Source organism: Streptomyces rishiriensis (assembly GCF_003112535.1).
In the GTDB taxonomy this organism is placed as follows: domain Bacteria; phylum Actinomycetota; class Actinomycetes; order Streptomycetales; family Streptomycetaceae; genus Streptomyces; species Streptomyces rishiriensis.
The window spans coordinates 282880-303748 of sequence record NZ_BEWA01000012.1; the positions used below are offsets into that span (position 1 = coordinate 282880).

Below are 20869 nucleotides of genomic sequence, written 5' to 3' on the forward strand. Positions count from 1 at the left end.
GCGCGACCCGGGCGGAGCCAGTCCGTCCGGACGCCCCACCAGGGCGTATCCGATCGGGACGGGCTAGCCTGAAGCCCGCACGAGCGGGCAATCGGGAAAAGAGCACCACCGGCAACAGCGCGCATCTGCGCGTACGACAAGGAGGGGCGGTCATGGCAGCGGGAGCCCCCCGGATCTTCGTCTCGCACCTCTCGGGCATCCCCGTGTTCGATCCGAACGGCGACCAGGTGGGCCGCGTACGCGACCTCGTCGTCGTGCTGCGCGTGCGGCGGCGGCCGCCGAGAGTGCTCGGGCTGGTCGTCGAACTGTCCACCCGGCGCCGGATCTTCCTGCCCATGACCCGGGTGACCGGCGTCGAGTCCGGTCAGGTCATCACCACCGGCGTGCTCAACGTCCGCCGCTTCGAGCAGCGGCCCACCGAGCGGCTGGTGTTCGGGGAGCTGCTCGACCGGCGCGTCACGCTCGTCGAGACCGGCGAGGAGGTCACCGTCCTCGACGCGTCGGTGCAGCAGCTGCCGGCCCGCCGCGACTGGGAGATCGACCGGGTCTTCGTCCGCAAGGGCAAGAAGGCGACCGCCTTCCGGCGGGCCAAGGGCGAGACGCTGACCGTGGAGTGGTCGGCCGTCACCGGGTTCTCGCTGGAGGAGCACGGGCAGGGCGCGGAGAGTCTGCTGGCCACGTTCGAGCAGCTGCGCCCCGCCGACCTGGCCAACGTCCTGCACCATCTCTCCGCCAAGCGGCGCGCCGAGGTGGCCGCCGCCCTCGACGACGACCGTCTCGCCGACGTCCTGGAGGAGTTGCCGGAGGACGACCAGATCGAGATCCTCGGCAAGCTGAAGGAGGAGCGCGCGGCGGACGTCCTGGAGGCGATGGACCCCGACGACGCGGCCGACCTGCTCTCCGAGCTCCCGGAGGAGGACAAGGAGCGGCTGCTGAGTCTGATGCAGCCCGACGACGCGGCCGACATGCGGCGCCTGATGGCGTACGAGGAGCACACGGCGGGCGGGCTGATGACCACCGAGCCGATCGTCCTGCGCCCCGACGCCACCGTCGCCGACGCCCTGGCGCGGGTGCGCAACCCGGACCTCTCCCCCGCGCTCGCCGCGCAGGTCTACGTCTGCCGCCCGCCCGACGAGACCCCGACCGGCAAGTACCTGGGCACGGTCCACTTCCAGCGGCTCCTGCGCGATCCCCCGTACACGCTGGTCAGTTCGCTCCTCGACGACGATCTGCAGGCCCTGGCGCCGGACGCGGCCCTGCCGGTCGTCGCCGGGTTCTTCGCGACGTACGACATGGTCGCGGCGCCCGTGGTGGACGAGGCGGGCTCGCTCCTCGGCGCGGTGACCGTGGACGACGTCCTGGACCACATGCTGCCGGAGGACTGGCGGGAGACGGAGTTCCACCTGGAGGGCGAGCCCGCGGGCGAGCCCGAGACCGAGGGGGCCGGTCGGCATGGCTCCTGAACGCGAGAGCGCGGGCCGTGAGCGCGCCCAGGCCGGCGCGGGCCGCGAGCGCACCCCCACGGGCGCCACGGCGACCGGCCGGGCCCGGCCCCGGCTGGACCAGCCGCGGTCGCCCCGGCACCGGATCCTGCCCGAGTGGGACCCGGAGGCCTTCGGACGGCTGTCGGAGCGCATCGCACGCTTCCTGGGCACCGGCCGGTTCATCGTCTGGATGACGGTCGTCATCATCGCCTGGGTCCTGTGGAACATCTTCGCCCCGCCGAACCTGCGGTTCGACAACTACCCCTTCATCTTCCTGACCCTGATGCTGTCCCTGCAGGCCTCCTACGCGGCCCCGCTGATCCTCCTCGCGCAGAACCGGCAGGACGACCGCGACCGGGTCAACCTGGAGCAGGACCGCAAGTCCAACGAGCGGTCCATCGCCGACACCGAGTACCTGACCAGGGAGATCGCCGCCCTGCGCATCGGTCTGGGCGAGGTCGCGACCCGGGACTGGATCCGCTCCGAGCTGCAGGACATGGTCAAGGAGCTGGAGGAACGGCGGGACGGGCACCGCGAACACGCCGTATTCCCGGCAGAACGGTCGCGGGGACGTGACGTAGACGACCGGTGACGGGCTTACCGGGGTCCCCGCAGGTCGCCGTACCATCGTCCTATGGCTAGCGAAGACGCGGTGCGCGAGGCACTGGCGACGGTGAACGACCCCGAGATCAACCGGCCCATCACCGAACTCGGGATGGTGAAGTCGGTGGAGATCGCCGCGGACGGGGCGGTCGCGGTCACCGTGTACCTGACGGTCTCCGGCTGCCCGATGCGCGAGACGATCACCCAGCGGGTGACCGACGCGGTCTCCGCGGTGGAGGGCGTCACCCGCGTCGACGTCACCCTCGACGTGATGAGCGACGAACAGCGCAAGGAGCTGGCGAACGCGCTGCGCGGCGGCCAGACCGAGCGCGAGGTCCCGTTCGCCAAGCCGGGCTCGCTGACCCGCGTGTACGCGGTCGCCTCCGGCAAGGGCGGCGTCGGCAAGTCGTCGGTGACGGTGAACCTGGCGGCGGCGATGGCGGCCGACGGCCTGAAGGTGGGCGTGGTCGACGCCGACATCTACGGTCACAGCGTGCCGCGCATGCTGGGCGCGGACGGCCGTCCCACCCAGGTCGAGAACATGATCATGCCGCCGTCCGCGAACGGCGTGAAGGTCATCTCCATCGGCATGTTCACCCCGGGCAACGCGCCGGTCGTCTGGCGCGGCCCGATGCTCCACCGCGCGCTCCAGCAGTTCCTCGCGGACGTCTACTGGGGCGACCTGGACGTCCTGCTCCTGGACCTGCCGCCCGGCACGGGCGACATCGCGATCTCCGTGGCCCAGCTGGTCCCGAACGCCGAGATCCTGGTCGTGACGACCCCGCAGCAGGCGGCGGCCGAGGTCGCCGAGCGGGCCGGCTCCATCGCCGTGCAGACGCACCAGAAGATCGTCGGCGTGGTCGAGAACATGTCCGGCCTGCCCTGCCCGCACTGCGGGGAGATGGTCGACGTCTTCGGCACCGGCGGCGGCCAGTCGGTGGCCGAGGGACTCACCCGCACCACCGGCGCCAACGTCCCGGTGCTCGGCTCCATCCCGATCGACGTCCGGCTGCGCGAGGGCGGCGACGAAGGCAAGCCGGTCGTCCTGACCGACCCCGAGTCCCCCGCGGGCTCGGCGCTGCGCGCCATCGCCGGCAAGCTGGGCGGCCGCCAGCGCGGTCTGTCGGGCCTGTCGCTGGGCATCACCCCGCGCAACAAGTTCTAGGAGGTCCCGGCCCGCTCGCGGGTGCCGTCCTTCGCTCCGCCCGATGACAGTGGGGGCGCCGTCCGTGTCCGGACGGCGCCCCCACTGTCATCGGAGCTGGGGCGTACGGCCGGTCAGGCGTACGTCTCGATGTCCTTGATCATGGCGAAGCCGAGGCCGTACGCGCTCATGCCCCTCCCGTACGCCCCCACGTGCACCCCTTGCGAGGTCGAGCCGGCCAGCACCCAGCCGAACTCGGACTCGCGGTAGTGGAACGGGGTCGGCACGCCGTCGACCGGCAGGGACAGCGTGGACCAGTCCTCGCCGGCGAGGTCGTCGGCGAGGACCCACGCCGTCTCGGTCTGCTGGTCCAGCCAGTCGTCGCGCAGGCTGTGGTCCATCTGGCCCGGCCAGGTGAAGGACAGCAGGCCCACCCCGGCGAGCCAGGCCGCCGACGACACGGAGGTCGCCTCCAGCAGACCGGTGCCGTCCGCGCTGCGCCGTACGGGGTTCGCGGCGACGGTCACGACGACCGCGAACTTCCCGCGGTCCTCGCCGGCCGTCTCGTGCCGCACCGAGGGCTCGTCCCCGTGTCCGATGGAACCGTGCTCGACGGCCCCGTCGGCGGCCGTGCCCACCTGCATCAGCCAGCGCGGCCCCGTGAAGGCCTCGTCGAGGCCGTACCAGGGAAAGGGTGCCTCCAGGTAGCCGTCGACCGTGCGCCGCCCGGAGGGGACCTGCTGTCCGTCCTCCGCGGCCGGCGTCTGCGCGACTGCCCGACTCGTCGTCTCCATGTGCCCGGACGCCTCCTCGTTCTCGACGGAACGACCGGCCCGCCCCCCTTCGGGCGTACTCGTCCGCTCCGCACAACAACCAGGCAGCATAGCCACCCCGCTCCGGGCTGCCGGGAACCCGCCCGGCGCGTGGAGCGTGCGCCCCCTCACATCGGGGCTCATACCGGCGATCGCCGACGGCTCAGGTGGCGTCCGCGTCGAAGGGCGGACGGTCGTCCTCGCCCGGCGCCTCGGGGCGCTTGGTCATGTCGACGCGCGCCCCGCCCGACGCGGCCGCGGAACCCGGAGCGGAGGGGGCGTCCGTGTCGCGGCTGTGGACCGCGTCCGTGACCTCGGCCATCTCCTTCTTCAGGTCGAAGCCGTTGCGGATCTCCTTCAGCCCCAGCTCGTCGTTGTCCAGCTGCTTGCGGATGAACGTCTTGGGGTTGAGGTCCTCGAACTCGAAGTCCTTGAACTCCGGGCCGAGTTCGCTGCGGATGTCCGCCTTGGCGCTCTCCGAGAACTCACGGATCTTCCGGACGGTGCGCATCACGTCCTGGATGACCTTCGGGAGCTTGTCCGGACCGAAGACGAGCACGGCCAGGACGATGATCGTCACCAGCTCGAGCGGTCCTATGTCATTGAACACCTGAAGCTCCTTGCGATGTCCGCGGTCCTCGGCCCTCGGCCCTCAGTGGTCAAGTTCGGGTCTTCCGTGGTCCGGGCCGGGTCCACGGTACCTGTCGCACCTGTCCGACCGGTACCGTCCCGAGCCCTCCGACCGGGTGTATGCCGCCGAGTTTCCGCGTTGTTTGCCATGGGGGGCCACATTTCGGGGTCCGGCCTGTGATGTTCGCGTCCGTCGCCGGGAGCGGGCCGACGCCTGCGCCCGCCGTGCGGCGACGGGCGCACCGCCTCAGCCGCCGTCGGACGAGCCGAGGACCAGGGTCAGCGTGCGCTCCCGCCCGGCGCGCTCGACCGTCAGCTCCAGACGGTCGCCGGGGCGGTGGGCGCGGGTCCTGACGATCAGCTCCCCGCTGGTGTGGACCCGCCGCCCGTCGACCTCGGTGATGACGTCGCCCGCCCTGATCCCGGCCCGGTCGCCGGGGCCGCCCGGCGTGACCGGGGCGTTCCCGTCGGCGCCCGTGGCGCTGACGAGGGCGCCGTCCCCCGCGTAGTCCGTGTCGAGGCTGACTCCGATGACCGGGTGGGTCGCCCGGCCCGTGTTGATCAGCTCCTCGGCCACGCGTTTGCCCAGGTTGATCGGGATGGCGAAGCCGAGGCCGATCGAGCCGCCCTGGGCGTCGGACGTGTCGGCGCCGTCGGCGCCGGACCGGATGGCGGAGTTGACGCCGATGACCCGGCCCCGCGCGTCGAGGAGGGGGCCGCCGGAATTGCCGGGATTGATCGGCGCGTCGGTCTGGAGGGCGTCCACGTACGAGACGTCGCTCGCGTCGCCGCTCCCGCCGCTCCCGCCGCTCCCGCCGCTCCCGCCGCCGGCGATGACGGGCCGCTCCCTGGCGCTGATGATGCCGGAGGTGACCGTGCCCTCCAGGTCGAAGGGCGCGCCGATGGCGACGACGGGGTCGCCGACCCGGACGTCGTCGGAGTTGCCGAGGGAGAGGGGCTTGAGGCCCTTCACCCCGGTCACCCGCACCACGGCCAGGTCGTAGCCGCTGTCCCGGCCGACGACCTCGGCCCCGACGGTCTGGCCGCCGTCGAAGACGACGGATATCCCGCCGCCGCTCTTGGCGGACTCGACCACGTGGTTGTTGGTGAGGATGTAGCCGAGGGAGTCGAGGACGAAGCCTGTTCCGGTGCCGGCCTCGTCGCCGCCGCTGACATGCAGGGTGACGACGCCGGGCAGGGCCCGCGCGGCGATCCCGGCCACGCCGTCGGCGGCCCGCCCGGTGGGCTCGGCGGAGGCCTGCGGCAGCTGTATCGGGCGGAGCCCGCCGTTGCGCTCCAGGTAGGTGCCGACGGCTCCGCCGAGCCCGCCGGAGACGAGGGCGACGGCCAGCGCGCCGCCGACCAGCTTCCCGCGCATCTGCCGGTTCCACCGGGCCTCGCCGACGGGCTCCGCCCCGGTGACGCCGCCGAACGGGGCCGCGGACCAGGGGTCGTACCGCTGCCAGGGGCTTGCGGGAGGGAAGGCAGAAGAGGGGTCGGGGGACGCGGGCGAGGCGGGGAACACAGGGGAAGAGAGGGGCGAAGGGGGCGAAGGGGGTGATGGGGGTGAAGCGGCAAGGTCGGGAGGCGCGAGGAGCCCCGCGCCCGACTGCGCCTGCGGGCCCTGCGAGGGGTGCACGGCGGTCACGGGTGTGACGTCGACTCCGGGGGCCGGGGCCGCGATCCCGGGCGCCGCAACGGGAGCGGCAAGGGGAACGGGGGCGACGGCCGGGTGCTGGACCGGGGGCGCGGGGGCCCAGGGGCCGGGTTGCCCGTACGGCGGGGTGCTGTAGGGATCGGGATCGTGCAACGGCCCTCCCCGCCGTTCTCCCACGACTGCGCCCGACGGCGGTGCGGCCGAAGCGGGCGAACCGGCCGAAGCGGGCGCCCCCGAGGCGACGGCATCGACGGGATCGAGGGGATCCCCCGCGCGGGTGCCATCGGCCCAGACGGCATCGGAGTCGGCCTCGCCGCCCGGGGCCGGTGTCGCCGCCGGACCCTCTTCTGGGCGCTGCGCGACGGTCGCCTCGGACGGAGTCGCCGGACGCCTCAGTTCGTAGTCGCCGTCGCCGTCGCCGTCGTCAACGCCGACGGCCGGCGCGGCGGCCGCGGGGGCGTTCGCTTCCGGTGTTTCCGGCCCTGCCGCGGCGGCCGGTTCCCCGGGCGCGTCCAAGGCGCTCGCCGCCCGGTTCGGCCGGGCCAGTTCGAAGTCGCCGTCGGCAGGATCCGGCACCCGGCCCACCGGCTCGGCCGTCGTGTCGTCGTCGACCCGGCCCGCCGGGCTCTGTCGCGCCGGGGACGACTGCGGCCGGGGCAGGCTCCACCACTTCGCCCTCGCGGGCTTCCCCTCGTCCATGCTCTCTCCCCCAGTCGAGCCGGCCGGGGCGTCGCACCGGTGCGCGCCCCCGGCCCTGCCCGGCGCACTCCGCCGTAGCGCCCGGCTGCCTGGCTGGACGCGGTCCACCGCGATTCAACCAGGTTCGCCGGGCGAGGCGCAGGGGGCGGTCAGCGGGTGTGCCGTGCCGGCGGGAGGGCAGAAGAGGAGCTGGGTACGGACGTGGTGAGGGGGACGGGTGCGGCGGGCAGACCGGGATCGGCGAGCTTGGCGCCGGCGGCGGTCCAGGTGCTCAGGGAGACCGGCGAGTTCGTGCCGAGCGGACGTATCAGGGGAGACATGACCGCGGCGCCGGCCACCATGGGCGTGGTCAGCCGGTGCAGGGCCTGTTCGACCGGGCTGCCGGGCTGAGCGGGCATCCCGGGCAGCAGAGGCGCCGACACCTCGGTCGGGGTGACCGGGGTGTCGCCGAGCTGTCCGCCCTGGGAGAGCAGGGGGCCTGCGGCACGGCGGCGCTGGTTCTCCCCCGCCGCGGAGCCCGTGCCCGGGGTGCGGGCCGGTGTCACATTGCTTCCGGAGCCCGACCCGGCACGGCCGTCCGCGGACGTGTCGACCGGGGCGACGGTGCTCATGCCCCCCAGCGCGATCGCGGCCAGCGACACCGCGCCGGCGGCGACGAACGCGAACCGCATGCCGCGCGAGCGCTCGGCGTCGTGCCGGTCGCCGGCGCGGCCGACGGGATGGACGCGGAAGCCGCGGTCCGAGGCGGGAGAGAGGACGGAGCCGTGCTCCCGGGCGGGCGCAAAGCGGAACTCGAACGGATCGTCCCGTCTCGTGCCCCGCACTCCGAAGACTCCGTCGGCGAAGCCTCCCCCGCCCAGCGGCGTGCCACCGCCCTCGGAGTCACCTCCTGCGGGGAGCCCCTGGAGGCGGGCCAGAAAGCTTTCCGAGGGGGCGGGTGGGGCGACCTCGGCGAAGACGTTCTTCAGCCGGCGCTGGGCGTCGACCTCCGTCTTGCACTTAGGGCAGGTCGCCACGTGTGCGAGCACACGTTCGCGGGTGTCGTGACCGAGCTCGCCGTCCACCAGGGCCGAGAGCCGGTCGCCGAGATGCTGCTCCGCGAGGAGCCGCTCGGCTGCGTCGTGTCGGGATGCACTCACGCGGTCGCGCCCCCTCCTCCCAGTGCGGGCACGCGGGCCACGAAGGAACGACGCCCGGCGCGGGCCTCGGGCGCACGGTGCGCGAGGGCCTTGCGCAGCTGCGAACGGCCGCGGTGGATGCGCGAGCGGACCGTGCCCAGCTTGACGCCGAGGGTCGCGGCGATCTCCTCGTAGGAGAGCCCCTCGATGTCGCACAGCACGACCGCGGCGCGGAACTCGGGCGCGAGGGTGTCGAGGGCCTGCTGGACGTCCGCGTCGAAGTGGGCGTCGTTGAAGACCTGCTGCGGGGTGGGCTCCTTGCTGGGCAGCCGCTCGGCCGCGTCGTCGCCGAGGGCGTCGAAGCGGATGCGCTGCTTGCGGCGGACCATGTCCAGGAAGAGGTTGGTCGTGATGCGGTGCAGCCAGCCCTCGAAGGTGCCCGGCGTGTACGTCGACAAGGAGCGGAAGACGCGGACGAAGACCTCCTGGGTGAGGTCCTCGGCGTCGTGCTGGTTGCCGGTCAGCCGATAGGCGAGCCGGTAGACCCGGCCGCTGTGCATGCTGACGATCTCCTCCCACGTGGGCGGAGTCCACGCCTGCCCGTCCGCGTCGGTGGTGAAGGTCGCGGTCTGGGCTGGGCCGACGGCGATGCCGGCGGAGTGGCTGGGGTCAGCAGCGGTGTCGTTCACGGATTTCGGCCTGACTGCCGACCCGAGAAAGCGCCGCAGCACTCCTCCCCGATCCACAGGCGCGGCCGCACCTCCCCTGTCGGCATTGGTGGTGTCCAGTGGAGCCCCTACCATAGCCACCTCGCCCGTTAGCTCCGGATAAGCGGTTTTACGAGAAATTGATCTGTGCTGACACGGCTCATGCGGCTGCGTCATCACTTGCTCGGCGCCCTGTCCCACGTCGTGATCCAACCGTGTCCCCCCCGTAGTCGTTCCCACCCCTTCAAACGCCCGGTCCCATCTGCGGGTTCCCGGCGGCAACGGATACAGTCACGCCCAGGCAACCACGGGGACAGGAGAGGGTCATTACCGGCAACCGGCAGGCAAGCTGGGCGTTCGCCGACGCCTATGCCGCCGAGGACGAAGCGCTGCGCTGGGCCCGCGACCGGGCCCGTGAGGCAGGGCTGCGCTCGGTGTCGCCCAGCACGGGCGCCGCGCTGCGGATGCTCGCCGCCACCGTGGACGCGAAGGCGGTCGCCGAGATCGGTACCGGCACCGGCGTCTCCGGGATCCACCTGCTGCACGGGATGCGCCCGGACGGCGTCCTGACGACCGTGGACCCCGAGCCGGAGCACCAGCAGTTCGCCCGGCAGGCCTTCCGCGCCTGCGGCTTCGCCAGCAACCGGGCCCGGTTCATCCCCGGCCGCGCGCTCGACGTCCTGCCCCGCCTCGCGGACGCCGGCTATGACCTGGTCTTCTGTGACGGCGACCGGCTGGAGCTGCTGGAGTACCTCGCTGAATCGTTGCGCCTGCTGCGGCCGGGCGGGCTGGTCGTCTTCGAGGGCGTCTTCGCCAACGGCCGCACGGTCGATTCGGGGCCGCAGCCCACGGAGGTCATACGCATCCGGGAGCTGCTGCGGGCGGTGCGCGAGAGCCAGGAGCTGGTGACGTCGCTGCTGCCGGTGGGCGACGGGCTCCTGTGCGCGGTCAAGCGCTGAGGCGCTGAGAGGTTCGGGCCCCGGCGTTGGGCCTTTCGGGCCGAGCGGCCACCGCGAACCCGGGAAGGCCTCCGGGAAGCCCCGGGAAAACCGGTGTGCAGACCTCAGGAAGACCCCGGAAGAAAGACAACCGCTCCGACACCCAGAGGGACGCCGGAGCGGTCGAAAGTGCAGGGTCGCCTCGCGTCAGCCGACGACCTTCTTCAGCGCGTCGCCGAGCGCGTCGGCCTCGTCAGGGGTCAGCTCGACGACGAGCCGCCCGCCGCCTTCGAGCGGAACGCGCATGACGATGCCCCGCCCCTCCTTGGTCACCTCGAGCGGGCCATCACCCGTTCGCGGCTTCATGGCCGCCATGCTCGTTCCCCTTCCTGAAACCAGCTCATCGCCAAAGCCGACGGCCCTGGGAGGGCAGCCGCGGTCCAGCGTGGGACCCGCGGCACCGGCATCGAACACATTGCTTCCAGGCCATTATCCCGCATCTCAGGACCCGATGACCAACATCGGTCGGCATCGCTTGGGCAACGCGCGCGAGCAAAACCACTCAATTCGGCGATGTGGCTGCGATACTGCGCGGCCGCACGCGCTTCCGGCCGCCGGAATCCGTCCCGAATTCTTTGACGCAGGTCACACGTCGGGTCCGGTCCTCGAGCGGTGATCTCCGCCATGCTGTCCTCGTACAGGGGACGTACCGGCCGGTAGGGCGTCCCAGCCGCGACACGGAGGGGAAAACGCCATGGTCGACACCGTGCTCTACGAGGTGAGCAACGGGCTCGCGACGATCACGCTGAACCGCCCCGAGGCGATGAACGCGCTGAACATCGCGACCAAGGTCGCCCTCCGGGACGCGGTGCGGTCCGCGGCCGACGACGACGCCGTACGGGCCGTGCTGCTGACCGCGGCCGGCGACCGGGCGTTCTGCGTGGGGCAGGACCTCAAGGAGCACATCGGACTGCTGGCCGAAGGCTCGAAGCAGGTCATGAGCACGGTCGCGGAGCACTACAACCCGATCGTGCGGGCGCTGACGGAGGCCCCGAAGCCGGTCGTCGCCGCGGTGAACGGGGTCGCCGCGGGCGCCGGCCTCGGTTTCGCGCTGGCCGCGGACTACCGCGTCGTGTCCGACACGGCGTCCTTCAACACCTCGTTCGCGGGGGTCGCGCTCACCGCCGACTCGGGCGTCTCGTGGACGCTGCCCCGGGTGATCGGTCCGGGCCGGGCCGCCGACCTGCTGCTCTTCCCGCGCAGCATCAAGGCCCAGGAGGCCTACGAGCTGGGCATCGCGAGCCGGGTCGTGCCGGCGGACGCGCTGCGCGCGGAGGCGGAGAAGGTGGCCCGCGCCCTCGCCGCGGGGCCGACGGTGGCCTATGCGGCGATCAAGGAGGCCGTCGCCTACGGGTCGACGCACACCCTCTCCGAGACGCTGGACAAGGAGGACGAGCTGCAGACGCGGGCCGGGGCCTCCGAGGACCACGCGATCGCGGTGCGGGCGTTCGTCCACAAGGAGACGCCGGAGTACCTGGGCCGCTGACGCCGACCGCCCCTGCGTGGGTGCGCGGTGTGCGCGCTTGTGAGGGGGGCGGTCGCTCGGCCGCTCCCCGTCACCCGCCCCGTCACCCGGCCCCGTCAGGGCCCCCTCACCCGCCCCGTCAGAGGGCGCTTCGCGCCGCGCACGACGCCAGGTGGTCGTTCACCAGGCCGCATGCCTGCATCAGCGCATACGCCGTCGTCGGCCCGACGAACCGCAGGCCCCGCTTCTTCAGCGCCTTGGCCAGCGCCGTCGACTCGTCCGTGACCGCGGGGACGTCGGCCAGGGTCTTCGGCGCCGGCCGGCCGGCGGGGTCCGGGGCGTGCGACCAGATCAGCTCGTCCAGGTCGCCCGGCGCCCACCCGGCCAGCACGCGCGCGTTGGCGAGGGTGGCGTCGATCTTGGCGCGGTTGCGGATGATGCCCGGGTCGGCCAGGAGGCGTTCGCGGTCCTCGTCGGTGAAGACCGCGACCGAGGCGATCTCGAAGCCGGCGAAGGCGGCGCGGAAACCGGCGCGGCGGCGCAGGATCGTGATCCAGGACAGGCCCGACTGGAAGGCCTCCAGGCTGAGGCGTTCGAACAGCGCGTCGTCGCCGTGGACCGGGCGGCCCCACTCCTCGTCGTGGTACGTCGCGTAGTCCGGCGTGGACAGGGCCCAGGGACAGCGCAGCGCGCCGTCCGCACCGGCGAGGGCGGCGCCGTCGCTCACTGCTGGTCCTCGGGGGTCTGCTTCTCCATGGAGACGTGGGGCGCGGCGGGGGCCTGCGCGCCGGCCAGGGCCGACTCCAGGTCGGCGATGCGCGCGTCGCGCTCGGCGAGTTCGGCGGCGAGACGGTTCAGGACGTCGTCGACGTCCGCCATGCGGTAGCCGCGGGCGCTCAGCGGGAAGCGCAGGCGGTCGACGTCGGCACGGTCGACCGGACGGTCCGGGGGCAGCGGGTCGTGCAGCCGCTCGGGGGCGACCTCCGGCAGCGGGCCGGTGCCTTCGCCGCCGCCCACCACGGCGAGTGTCACCGCGGCGACCACGACGGCGAGCGCGATGACCAGGAACAGGAACATAACCATCGGTGGGTCTCCACACTCGGTGTGCTCGGAGCGGATGTGTGTGGGTCCGATCGTGCCATGCGGGTCCGGCAGTTAGGGTCGCAGGCGGCGGATGTGCAGGACGTACTAGGAGAGGTCACAGGGGATGCTCAGGCTGGGCAGGCGTGAATTCGGCGCGCACGAGCCGGTGATCATGGCGATCGTGAACCGGACCCCGGACTCCTTCTACGACCAGGGCGCGACCTTCCGGGACGAGCCGGCCCTCGCGCGCGTGGAGCAGGCGGTGGCGGAGGGCGCGGCCGTCGTGGACATCGGCGGGGTGAAGGCCGGGCCGGGTGAAGAGGTGACCGCGCAGGAGGAGGCCCGGCGGACCGTGGGTTTCGTGGCCGAGGTGCGGCGGCGCTTCCCGGACGTGGTCATCAGCGTGGACACCTGGCGGGCCGAGGTCGGGGAGGCGGTCTGCGAGGCCGGCGCCGACCTGCTGAACGACGCGTGGGGCGGCGTGGATCCGCGGCTGGCGGAGGTCGCCGCGCGCTACGGGGCCGGTCTGGTGTGCACGCACGCGGGCGGCGCGCAGCCGCGGACGCGTCCGCACCGGGTGACGTACGACGACGTCATGGCCGACATCCTGCGGGTGACGGTGGGGCTGGCGGAGCGGGCCGCGGGGCTGGGGGTGCCGCGGGAGTCGATCCTGATCGATCCGGGGCACGACTTCGGCAAGAACACCCGGCACAGCCTGGAGGCGACCCGGCGGCTCGGGGAGATGGTGGAGACGGGGTGGCCGGTGCTGGTGTCCCTGTCCAACAAGGACTTCGTCGGCGAGACGCTGGACCGGCCGGTGAAGGAGCGGGTGGTCGGCACGCTGGCCACGACCGCGGTGTCCGCGTGGCTCGGGGCGCAGGTGTACCGGGTGCACGAGGTGGCGGAGACGCGCCAGTTGCTCGACATGGTCGCGTCGATCGCGGGCCAGCGGCCCCCGGCGGTGGCCCGCCGGGGGCTCGCGTAGGCCGCGGGAGCCGCGGGCCGGGCTCTAGCGGGCCGCCTCCTTCGAGACCAGGGCCACCGCCTCGTCCACGTCGTCCGTGACGTGGAAGAGGAGGAGATCCTTCTCGGCTGCCTTGCCCTGGGCGATGAGGGTGTTCTTGAGCCAGTCGATCAGGCCGCCCCAGTACTCGGTGCCGAAGAGGACGATGGGGAAGCGGGTGACCTTCTGGGTCTGGACGAGGGTGAGGGCCTCGAAGAGCTCGTCCAGGGTGCCGAGGCCGCCGGGCAGGACGACAAAGCCCTGCGCGTACTTCACGAACATCATCTTGCGGACGAAGAAGTAGCGGAAGTTCAGGCCGATGTCGACGTAGGGGTTGAGCCCCTGCTCGAAGGGCAGCTCGATGCCCAGGCCGACGGACGTGCCGCCCGCCTCGCTCGCGCCCTTGTTGGCCGCCTCCATCGCGCCCGGCCCGCCGCCCGTGATCACGGCCCAGCCGGCGTCGACGAGGGCGCTGCCCAGCCGTACGCCCGCCTCGTACTCCGGGGAGCCGACCGGTGTGCGGGCGGAGCCGAACACGCTGATGGCCGGGGGGAGTTCGGCGAGGGTGCCGAACCCCTCGATGAACTCCGACTGGATCCGCAGCACTCGCCAGGGGTCGGTGTGCACCCAGTCCGAGGGGGCCCGTTCGTCCAGCAGCCGCTGGTCCGTCGTGCTCGCCTGCACCTGGTCGCGCCGTCGCAGGACGGGGCCCAGGCGCTGTTCGTCCGGTGGCTGCTTCTTTCCCTCGGGGTTCCCTGTAGGCATGGTGAACTCCCTCCGCTTCGTTCGTTCCACCTCAGCGTAGATCCACGCGGGTTACGGGCGGGGGACGTCGGCGTGTCCGCCGCGGGCCCGCCGTCGGCTCGACGCCGGATCAGGCGGTGAGCCAGGCCCTCAGCCGCTCCTCGCCGGCCAAGATCTTGGCCGTCTCCACGCGTTCGTCCCGCTTGTGGGCCAAGTGCGGGTTGCCGGGGCCGTAGTTGACGGCGGGCACGCCCAGCGCGGAGAAGCGGCTGACGTCCGTCCAGCCGTACTTGGGCAGCGGGGTTCCGCCGACCGCCTCGATGAAGGCGGCCGCCGCCGGGTGGGAAAGGCCGGGCAGGGCGGCGGGGCTGTGGTCGTCGACCACGAACTCCGCGACCGCGCAGTCGGCGAAGACCTCCCGGACGTGCGCGACGGCCTCCTCCTCGCTGCGGTCGGGCGCGTAGCGGAAGTTGACGGTGACCACGCATTCGTCGGGGATGACGTTGCCGGCCACCCCGCCCGTGACGCCGACCGCGTTGAGGCCCTCGCGGTACTCCAGGCCGTCGATGACCGGGCGCCGTGGTTCGTAGGCGGCCAGCCGGGCCAGGATCGGGGCGGCCGCGTGGATCGCGTTGGACCCCATCCAGCCGCGTGCCGAGTGGGCCCGCTCGCCCCTGGTCTTCAGCAGGACCCGCAGGGTGCCCTGGCAGCCGCCCTCGACCTGGCCGTCGGAGGGTTCGAGGAGCACCGCGAAGTCACCGGTCAGCCAATCGGGGTGGGCCTCGGCCACGTGCTTGAGGCCGTTGAGGTCGGCGGCGACCTCCTCGTTGTCGTAGAAGACGAAGGTCAGGTCGCGGTTGGGCGCCGGGACCGTCGCCGCGACGCGCAGCTGGACCGCCACCCCGGACTTCATGTCACAGGTGCCGCAGCCCCACAGCACCCCGTCCTCGTCCAGCCTCGACGGGACGTTGTCGGCGATCGGCACGGTGTCGATGTGGCCGGCCAGGACGACGCGCTCCGCGCGGCCCAGGTTCGTGCGGGCGATCACGTTGTTGCCGTGGCGGTCCACCGTCAGGTGGGGCAGCGCGCGCAGGGCGGTCTCGATCGCGTCCGCGAGCGGCTTCTCGTCGCCGCTCTCCGAACGGAAGTCGACGAGCCACGCGGTGAGCGCCGCGGCGTCCTGGGTGAGGTCAAGCGGGGTGTCGGCCATGCCGTCGACCCTAACGCGCCGGTCGGACGCCCCCCCTTCCCCGCCGGTGCGCACCCCCCTCCTGCTCCTCCGTACTCTCCAGTACCTTGTACGCGTGCCAGAGCCGTCGCCTTCCCCCAAGCGCCGCGGCCGCCTCCTCCGTTTCGGGGCGGCCTGCGTGGTCCTGTCCGCCGTCGCGGGTTACGCCGTGGTCCAGTACGTCTCCGGCGGGACGGGAGATCCCGGCTGCCGGGTCGTCTCCGGCGACGGCGACGGGGCGACGTACGAGTTCACGCCGGAGCAGGCGGTGAACGCGGCCACGATCGCCGCCGTCGGCACCGACCGGGCCATGCCCGAGCGGGCCGTGGCCATCGCCCTCGCGACCGCCATCCAGGAGTCGGGGCTGCGCAACCTCGCCCACGGCGACCGGGACTCGCTCGGCCTGTTCCAGCAGCGGCCCTCGCAGGGCTGGGGCACCGAGCGACAGGTCACGGACCCGGCGTACGCGGCGGACGTCTTCTACGCGCACCTCGCCAAGGTCCACGACTACACCGAGCTCCCGCTGACGGTCGCCGCGCAGCGCGTGCAGCGCAGCGGGTACCCGGAGGCGTACGCCAAGCACGAGCAGGACGCCGTACTGCTGGCCGCCGCACTGACCGGGACCTCGGCGGCGACGCTGACCTGCGACGGCCGCTCGCGGGCCACGGCGGCCACCGGGCCGGCGGCGGTGCGGGCGGCGCTGACCCGTGACTTCGGGCGCGGCGCGGCGCGGCAGGGGGGCTCGAAGACCGGCTCGCAGACCGGCGCAGGCGCGGGGAAGGCGTCGTCGGCCGGCGCCCGGACTCCCGTCGCCGAGAGCTCCGGGCGGACCCTGACGCTGCCCGTGTCCGAGGACACCACCGCCGGCGGGCGCAGTGTCGGTGAGCGCGGCTGGCAGCTGGCGCACTGGGCGGTGGCCAACGCCTCGGCGCTGCGGATCGAGCGCGTCGCGTACGCGGGCCGGGAGTGGGTCTCCGGACGCTCCGACAGCCAGTGGCGGGCGACCGGTTCCACCAGCGCGGAGGCCGCCGGGCGTCCGGCGGCGGGCGGCGGGTCGGACAGCGTGCGGATCGTCACCGAGCAGTAGTACGGGTCTTCACCCGTCCGGGTCGTGTGCGGGGGGTTCCGGCGGCCGTGTGCTCAGGTTTTCGCGCCGTCACCCTCGCAGGCGGGTAAACCCTTGAGGGCAAAGGGCCGCACGGGTTTGGCGGACTTTCACATCGGGCGGTTTTTGCCCGTTTTTATCCGCAGCCGATAATGCGACGCATTGCCAACTCTTTACGTCGGCCGTGCGCAACCTTCGCGGGCTTCGAGCGGTAGTCACTGCGTCCGGGCCCGGACAGACAGACAGTCACAGCAGTCACAGCAGTCACAGACAGTCCTTGTTCTCTCCCGTCGAAGGAGCATCATGTCTCTCCCCCTGACCCGCCGGATCGCCCGTGCCGCGCTGCTCGTCGCTGCAGGAGCGGCCGCCGGGGTCGGTGCGGCCGGCTCCGCCGGCGCGGCCCCCGCCCTGCCCGCCGCTCCGAACCTCGGCGGACTGACCGCCCTGGACACGGCGAACGTCGGCAGCACGGTCGACGGCGCGGCGCACAACGTCACCGGGCTCGCGGACAAGGCCGGCGGCAAGACCGTGGCGAAGGCGGCGCCGGTGGCGCAGAAGACGGCCGGCGACGCGGCGGGCTCCGCCGGCGGTCTCCTCGGGGACACCGCGTCGACCGCCACGAAGGGCGGGCTGCCGACCGACTCCCTCACCAAGGGCGGGCTGCCCGGCGCGCAGACCCTGCCGGTGAAGAGCCTGCCGATCGGCTAGCAGCCGACCCGAGCGCGTGAGCGCGGACGGGGCCCGGGGAGATCCTCCCCGGGCCCCGTCGCTGCGCGGGAACCGGCTACAGGCGCTCCACCGCGGCTCGCACCCGCTCGTCCGTCGCCGTGAGGGCCACGCGCACGAACCGCTCGCCCGCCTCGCCGTAGAAGTCGCCGGGGGCCACCAGGATGCCCCGGGCGGCCAGGTCGGCGACCGTGGTCCAGCAGGACTCGTCCCGCGTCGCCCACAGGTACAGGCTGGCCTCGCTGTGCTCGATGCGGAAGCCGTGGGACAGCAGGGCCTCGCGCAGGAGGGCGCGGCGGGCCGCGTAGCGTTCGCGCTGCTCACGCACGTGAACGTCGTCGCCGAGGGCCGCCACGACCGCCGCCTGGGTGGGCGCCGAGGTCATCATGCCGCCGTGCTTGCGGATCTCCAGCAGGGGGCCGAGGACGGCCGGGTCGCCCGCGAGGAAGGCCGCCCGGTAGCCGGCCAGGTTCGAGCGCTTGGAGAGGGAGTGGACCGCGACGACGCCCTCGTACGAGCCGCCGTTGACGTCCGGGTGCAGGACCGAGACCGGGTCCGCCTCCCAGCCCAGCTCCAGGTAGCACTCGTCGGAGAAGACCAGCACCCCGTGGCGCCTCGCCCAGGCGACGATCCGGGTCAGCTCCGCCTTGGACAGGACCCGGCCCGTGGGGTTGGACGGCGAGTTCAGCCAGAGCAGCCTGAGGTTCGCGGGATCCAGGGTCGTGGGGTCGTCGTAGACCTCGTACTGCGCGCGGGCCAGCCGCGCGCCCACCTCGTACGTCGGGTAGGCCAGCCGCGGGAAGGCCACCCGGTCGCCGGGACCGAGCCCGAGCTGGGTCGGGAGCCAGGCCACGAGCTCCTTGGAGCCGACGATCGGCAGGACGTGGCGGTGGGTGACCTCGCGGGCGCCCAGACGGCGCTCCAGCCAGCCGGTGATCGCGTCCCGCAGGGCCGGGGTTCCCCAGACGGTCGGGTAGCCCGGCGAGTCCGCGGCGTCGATCAGGGCCTTCTGGATCAGGTCGGGAACCGGGTCGACCGGGGTGCCGACGGACAGGTCGACGATGCCGTCCGGGTGCGCTGCGGCCGTCTTCTTGTACGGCTCCAGCTTGTCCCAGGGGAAGGTGGGAAGGCGGTCGGAGACTACGGAGGACACGGTGACTGGCTCACTTTCGTACGGACGGCAAACGCCTCGGTCCCGTACGGCGATCGGGCGGGATCAGGCCGTACGGGACCGAGGCGGCACGGAGTGCGGGCCGCTGCTGCGGATTACTCGGCCGCCTGCGGCGGCAGCGCGGCGACGAAGGGGTGGTCGCGCTCGATCAGACCCAGCTTGCTGGCGCCGCCGGGCGAGCCGAGGTCGTCGAAGAACTCGACGTTCGCCTTGTAGTAGTCCTTCCACTCCTCCGGAGTGTCGTCCTCGTAGAAGATCGCCTCAACCGGGCAGACCGGCTCACAGGCACCGCAGTCGACGCATTCGTCCGGGTGGATGTACAAGGACCGCTGGCCCTCGTAGATACAGTCGACCGGGCACTCTTCGATGCAGGCCTTGTCCTTCACGTCGACACAAGGCTGCGCGATGACGTAGGTCACGCTGTCGTTCCTCCTCGATAGGGCGCCGGCGGGCCTCCTCAGGCTCCGCCGCCTGGCGCGCGGGAGCGCGGCGTCGTCGATGCCCGCCCCTAGTATCTCCGTTCTTGGGCATGATCCGAACAGGAGGGGTGAACCGACCTGTGGAAATCTCGGCCGCCGGACGCCTGGAGGTCCGCATCACCGCCGCTGACGTGGGCAAACGTGTCTCCGTACGGTGCTTGAGCGGCGCTGCGTCCACGGGGGACAAATTCACCGACACGGTCGGTGTTCTCACATCATGGGACGACGATGTGCTCGTGATCACACGGAAGAGCGGCGAGAGCGTCCGTGTTGACGCCTCCTCGCTGGTCGCCGGGAAGGTCGTGCCGGCCGCCCCCGCCCGCCGGCGCGGGCCCGCCGCCTCCTACCCGGAGCTCGCCCGGGTCGCCGCGCGGGCCTGGCGTCCCGTGGAGAGCGAGCGGCTCGGCGCGTGGGAGCTGCGGGCCGCCGCGGGCTTCACGCGGCGGGCCAACTCGGTGCTGCCGCTCGGCGACCCCGGGATGCCGCTCGACGCGGCACTGGACGTCGTGCGGGACTGGTACGGCCGGCGCGGGCTGCCCGCCTATGTGCAGACGGCGACGGGGGCCGAGGGCGCGGAGGAACTGCTGAGCGCCCGGCTCGAGGAGCGCGGCTGGGTGCGTGAGGTGACGGCTCAGCTGTGGATCGGCGGGCTGGCGCCGGTCGCCGACCGGGCGGAGCCCACGGGCGTGGTGCTGACCCGGGAGGCCGACGCGGCGTGGCTGGCGCGGTATGGGCGCAAGGGGGTCGGCGAGGCGGCTCTGAAGGTGCTCGCAGGGGGGTCGCCCCGCTCGGGCGAGGCCGGGAGCGGGGACGCGCCGTCGGTGTGGTTCGCGTCCGTGCCGGGACCGGACGGCGGGACGCCGGCCGCGATCGGACGGTGCGTCGTGGACGGGCGGTGGGCCGGGTTCGCCGCCGTCGAGGTCGACCCGGCGCGGCGGCGCGAGGGCCTCGCCACGGCCGTGATGGCCGCGCTGGCCCGCCGGGCGCTGGCGGAGGGGGCCTCGGCGGCCTGGCTGCAGGTGGAGGAGGAGAACGCGGGCGCGCGGGCGCTGTACGCCCGGATGGGCTTCGCCGCGCATCACGCCTACCACCACTACCGGGAGCCCTCGCGGGAGCCGTCGCGGGAGTCCTCGGCGGGGCCGTCGTGAGCGAGGCCGGGAGCGGGATCGACGGCGGCGAGGTGCGCCGGCGGTTCGCCGAGGAGGCGCGGGCCGAGCGGCCCGATCTGGCGCTGCTGTGTCTGCTGATCGGCGCGGCGGCCGATCCGCTGCTGGACGAGGCCGCCCTGGACGCCGCTCAGATCGAGCTGGACCGGCTGGCGGGGCAGCTGCCCTTCCGGCCCGGCGGACCGCACGCGTGGGCCGTGGCGCTGCGCGATCTGCTCGGCGGGCGGTACGGGTTCGGCGGGTCGGCCGCGGACTACGACCGGCTGGAGTCCTCGCTGCTGCACGCGGTGCTGACGCGGCGGCGGGGGCTGCCGATCCTGCTGTCCGTGGTGTGGGTGGAGGTGGCGCGGCGGGCCGGGGCCCCGGTGTACGGGGTCGCGTTGCCGGGGCACTTCGTGGTGGGGTTCGGGCCGCCCGGGGACATCGAGGGGCAGGTGCTCGTCGACCCCTTCGACGGCGGCCGGGTGCTGAGCGGCGGCGACGCGGAACAGCTGGTCACCGGGGCGACGGGGGCGCGGCTGGAGCCGTCGATGCTGGGCCCGGCGGAGCCGCTGGACGTGGTGATGCGGATCCTGAACAACATCCGCTCGTGGGCCGCGGCCCGTCCGGAGCGGTCGGACGTCGCCTTGTGGGCCGTCGAGCTGGGGCTGGCCGTGCCCTCACATCCGGCTCGACTGCGCTACGAGAAGGGGCAGTTGCTGGTTCAGCGGGGCGACTTCGTCGGCGGGGCCGTCGAGTTGGAGGAGTACGCGTCGCTGGTGGAGATCGTGGACGAGGCGACCGCGGAGCGGGTGCGCAAGGAGGCGTTCGCCGCGCGGGCGCTCCTGAACTGACGCCCCGCGCCCCG

The 20869-nt window shown here is 73.1% G+C and carries 22 protein-coding genes; 10 read left to right on the top strand and 12 right to left on the bottom strand.

Annotated features, from left to right (window positions below; all coding sequences use genetic code 11):
* The first annotated feature begins 152 nt into the window (after positions 1–152).
* From Sri02f_RS20565 to Sri02f_RS20575, 3 genes are read left to right on the top strand one after another with little or no spacing between them, the layout of a single operon-like run.
* Positions 153–1463 (top strand): magnesium transporter MgtE N-terminal domain-containing protein, encoded by a 1311-nt coding sequence (locus Sri02f_RS20565; protein ID WP_109002781.1) that lies wholly within the window; start codon positions 153–155, stop codon positions 1461–1463.
* Positions 1453–2076 (top strand): DUF1003 domain-containing protein, encoded by a 624-nt coding sequence (locus Sri02f_RS20570; protein ID WP_109002782.1) that lies wholly within the window; start codon positions 1453–1455, stop codon positions 2074–2076. The genes Sri02f_RS20565 and Sri02f_RS20570 overlap by 11 nt, the downstream gene beginning before the upstream one ends.
* Before the next feature lie 42 nt (positions 2077–2118).
* Complete coding sequence (locus tag Sri02f_RS20575) at positions 2119–3252, top strand: Mrp/NBP35 family ATP-binding protein (RefSeq protein ID WP_109002783.1); 1134 nt, start codon at positions 2119–2121, stop codon at positions 3250–3252.
* A 113-nt stretch (positions 3253–3365) separates the two neighbouring features.
* Here Sri02f_RS20575 and Sri02f_RS20580 read toward each other — a convergent pair whose 3' ends face one another.
* The 5 genes from Sri02f_RS20580 to sigE form a co-directional block, all read right to left on the bottom strand.
* Entirely contained in the window at positions 3366–4025 is a 660-nt protein-coding gene (locus Sri02f_RS20580) for a hypothetical protein (protein WP_109002784.1), read from the bottom strand.
* 181 nt (positions 4026–4206) lie between these two features.
* Positions 4207–4653: a sec-independent translocase gene (locus tag Sri02f_RS20585; protein ID WP_109002785.1), complete on the bottom strand. Its 447-nt coding sequence runs from the start codon at positions 4651–4653 to the stop codon at positions 4207–4209.
* A gap of 267 nt (positions 4654–4920) precedes the next feature.
* Complete coding sequence (locus Sri02f_RS20590; protein WP_109002786.1) at positions 4921–7029, bottom strand: trypsin-like peptidase domain-containing protein; 2109 nt, start codon at positions 7027–7029, stop codon at positions 4921–4923.
* 149 nt (positions 7030–7178) lie between these two features.
* Entirely contained in the window at positions 7179–8168 is a 990-nt protein-coding gene (locus tag Sri02f_RS20595; RefSeq protein WP_109002787.1) for an anti-sigma factor family protein, read from the bottom strand.
* Positions 8165–8950, bottom strand: a complete 786-nt coding sequence (gene sigE, locus Sri02f_RS20600) for an RNA polymerase sigma factor SigE (protein WP_245970706.1) — start codon at positions 8948–8950, stop codon at positions 8165–8167. Before sigE ends, Sri02f_RS20595 begins: the two co-directional genes overlap by 4 nt.
* A gap of 164 nt (positions 8951–9114) precedes the next feature.
* Here sigE and Sri02f_RS20605 point away from each other — a divergent pair, with 164 nt between their 5' ends.
* The gene (locus tag Sri02f_RS20605) at positions 9115–9813 is read left to right on the top strand and encodes an O-methyltransferase (RefSeq protein WP_109002789.1); all 699 of its coding nucleotides are present in this window, start codon (positions 9115–9117) and stop codon (positions 9811–9813) included.
* 186 nt (positions 9814–9999) lie between these two features.
* Here the strand turns inward: Sri02f_RS20605 and Sri02f_RS20610 are convergent, their stop codons facing one another.
* Entirely contained in the window at positions 10000–10167 is a 168-nt protein-coding gene (locus Sri02f_RS20610; protein ID WP_003966491.1) for a DUF3117 domain-containing protein, read from the bottom strand.
* Positions 10168–10546: 379 nt separating this feature from the next.
* Between Sri02f_RS20610 and chcB the strand changes: the two genes are divergently transcribed.
* Entirely contained in the window at positions 10547–11338 is a 792-nt protein-coding gene (chcB, locus tag Sri02f_RS20615; protein ID WP_109002790.1) for a 2-cyclohexenylcarbonyl CoA isomerase, read from the top strand.
* Positions 11339–11456: 118 nt separating this feature from the next.
* Here the strand turns inward: chcB and Sri02f_RS20620 are convergent, their stop codons facing one another.
* On the bottom strand, positions 11457–12044 hold the full coding sequence (locus Sri02f_RS20620) for a DNA-3-methyladenine glycosylase I (protein WP_109002791.1): 588 nt from the start codon (positions 12042–12044) through the stop codon (positions 11457–11459).
* Positions 12041–12394 carry a DivIVA domain-containing protein gene (locus Sri02f_RS20625; RefSeq protein ID WP_174855687.1) on the bottom strand — a complete coding sequence of 118 codons (354 nt, stop codon included), beginning with the start codon at positions 12392–12394 and terminating at the stop codon, positions 12041–12043. Before Sri02f_RS20625 ends, Sri02f_RS20620 begins: the two co-directional genes overlap by 4 nt.
* Positions 12395–12524: 130 nt before the next feature.
* Between Sri02f_RS20625 and folP the strand changes: the two genes are divergently transcribed.
* Entirely contained in the window at positions 12525–13385 is an 861-nt protein-coding gene (gene folP, locus Sri02f_RS20630; protein ID WP_109002793.1) for a dihydropteroate synthase, read from the top strand.
* A 24-nt stretch (positions 13386–13409) separates the two neighbouring features.
* Here the strand turns inward: folP and Sri02f_RS20635 are convergent, their stop codons facing one another.
* Both Sri02f_RS20635 and dapE read right to left on the bottom strand, forming a co-directional pair.
* Positions 13410–14168 (bottom strand): LOG family protein, encoded by a 759-nt coding sequence (locus tag Sri02f_RS20635; RefSeq protein WP_109002794.1) that lies wholly within the window; start codon positions 14166–14168, stop codon positions 13410–13412.
* A gap of 109 nt (positions 14169–14277) precedes the next feature.
* Positions 14278–15357 carry a succinyl-diaminopimelate desuccinylase gene (gene dapE, locus Sri02f_RS20640; RefSeq protein ID WP_109002795.1) on the bottom strand — a complete coding sequence of 360 codons (1080 nt, stop codon included), beginning with the start codon at positions 15355–15357 and terminating at the stop codon, positions 14278–14280.
* Between the two features lie 94 nt (positions 15358–15451).
* On the opposite strand from dapE, the gene Sri02f_RS20645 reads away from it, so the two are divergent.
* On the top strand, positions 15452–16462 hold the full coding sequence (locus tag Sri02f_RS20645) for a VldE C-terminal domain-containing protein (protein ID WP_109002796.1): 1011 nt from the start codon (positions 15452–15454) through the stop codon (positions 16460–16462).
* Positions 16463–16783: 321 nt separating this feature from the next.
* Positions 16784–17188, top strand: a complete 405-nt coding sequence (locus Sri02f_RS20650; protein ID WP_109002797.1) for an ATP-binding protein — start codon at positions 16784–16786, stop codon at positions 17186–17188.
* Between the two features lie 76 nt (positions 17189–17264).
* Here the strand turns inward: Sri02f_RS20650 and Sri02f_RS20655 are convergent, their stop codons facing one another.
* The gene (locus Sri02f_RS20655) at positions 17265–18359 is read right to left on the bottom strand and encodes a bifunctional succinyldiaminopimelate transaminase/glutamate-prephenate aminotransferase (RefSeq protein WP_109002798.1); all 1095 of its coding nucleotides are present in this window, start codon (positions 18357–18359) and stop codon (positions 17265–17267) included.
* 113 nt (positions 18360–18472) lie between these two features.
* Positions 18473–18796 (bottom strand): ferredoxin, encoded by a 324-nt coding sequence (gene fdxA, locus Sri02f_RS20660; protein ID WP_069768200.1) that lies wholly within the window; start codon positions 18794–18796, stop codon positions 18473–18475.
* Positions 18797–18936: 140 nt separating this feature from the next.
* Here fdxA and Sri02f_RS20665 point away from each other — a divergent pair, with 140 nt between their 5' ends.
* A complete protein-coding gene (locus Sri02f_RS20665; RefSeq protein ID WP_109002799.1) occupies positions 18937–20004 on the top strand; it encodes a GNAT family N-acetyltransferase in 1068 nt (355 codons plus the stop codon).
* Positions 20001–20855: a transglutaminase family protein gene (locus tag Sri02f_RS20670; protein ID WP_109002800.1), complete on the top strand. Its 855-nt coding sequence runs from the start codon at positions 20001–20003 to the stop codon at positions 20853–20855. Before Sri02f_RS20665 ends, Sri02f_RS20670 begins: the two co-directional genes overlap by 4 nt.
* Positions 20856–20869: the final 14 nt, after the last annotated feature.

What these genes read in the sequence shown, in the direction of transcription:
- Sri02f_RS20625 (WP_174855687.1), bottom strand. Translation starts at nt 12,394, where the DNA reads ATGTTCCTGTTCCTGGTCATCGCGCTCGCCGTCGTGGTCGCCGCGGTG.
- sigE (WP_245970706.1), bottom strand. Translation starts at nt 8,950, where the DNA reads ATGGTAGGGGCTCCACTGGACACCACCAATGCCGACAGGGGAGGTGCG.
- Sri02f_RS20575 (WP_109002783.1), top strand. Translation starts at nt 2,119, where the DNA reads ATGGCTAGCGAAGACGCGGTGCGCGAGGCACTGGCGACGGTGAACGAC.
- chcB (WP_109002790.1), top strand. Translation starts at nt 10,547, where the DNA reads ATGGTCGACACCGTGCTCTACGAGGTGAGCAACGGGCTCGCGACGATC.
- Sri02f_RS20650 (WP_109002797.1), top strand. Translation starts at nt 16,784, where the DNA reads ATGTCTCTCCCCCTGACCCGCCGGATCGCCCGTGCCGCGCTGCTCGTC.
- dapE (WP_109002795.1), bottom strand. Translation starts at nt 15,357, where the DNA reads ATGGCCGACACCCCGCTTGACCTCACCCAGGACGCCGCGGCGCTCACC.
- Sri02f_RS20635 (WP_109002794.1), bottom strand. Translation starts at nt 14,168, where the DNA reads ATGCCTACAGGGAACCCCGAGGGAAAGAAGCAGCCACCGGACGAACAG.
- Sri02f_RS20580 (WP_109002784.1), bottom strand. Translation starts at nt 4,025, where the DNA reads ATGGAGACGACGAGTCGGGCAGTCGCGCAGACGCCGGCCGCGGAGGAC.
- Sri02f_RS20570 (WP_109002782.1), top strand. Translation starts at nt 1,453, where the DNA reads ATGGCTCCTGAACGCGAGAGCGCGGGCCGTGAGCGCGCCCAGGCCGGC.
- Sri02f_RS20590 (WP_109002786.1), bottom strand. Translation starts at nt 7,029, where the DNA reads ATGGACGAGGGGAAGCCCGCGAGGGCGAAGTGGTGGAGCCTGCCCCGG.
- folP (WP_109002793.1), top strand. Translation starts at nt 12,525, where the DNA reads ATGCTCAGGCTGGGCAGGCGTGAATTCGGCGCGCACGAGCCGGTGATC.
- Sri02f_RS20610 (WP_003966491.1), bottom strand. Translation starts at nt 10,167, where the DNA reads ATGGCGGCCATGAAGCCGCGAACGGGTGATGGCCCGCTCGAGGTGACC.
- Sri02f_RS20565 (WP_109002781.1), top strand. Translation starts at nt 153, where the DNA reads ATGGCAGCGGGAGCCCCCCGGATCTTCGTCTCGCACCTCTCGGGCATC.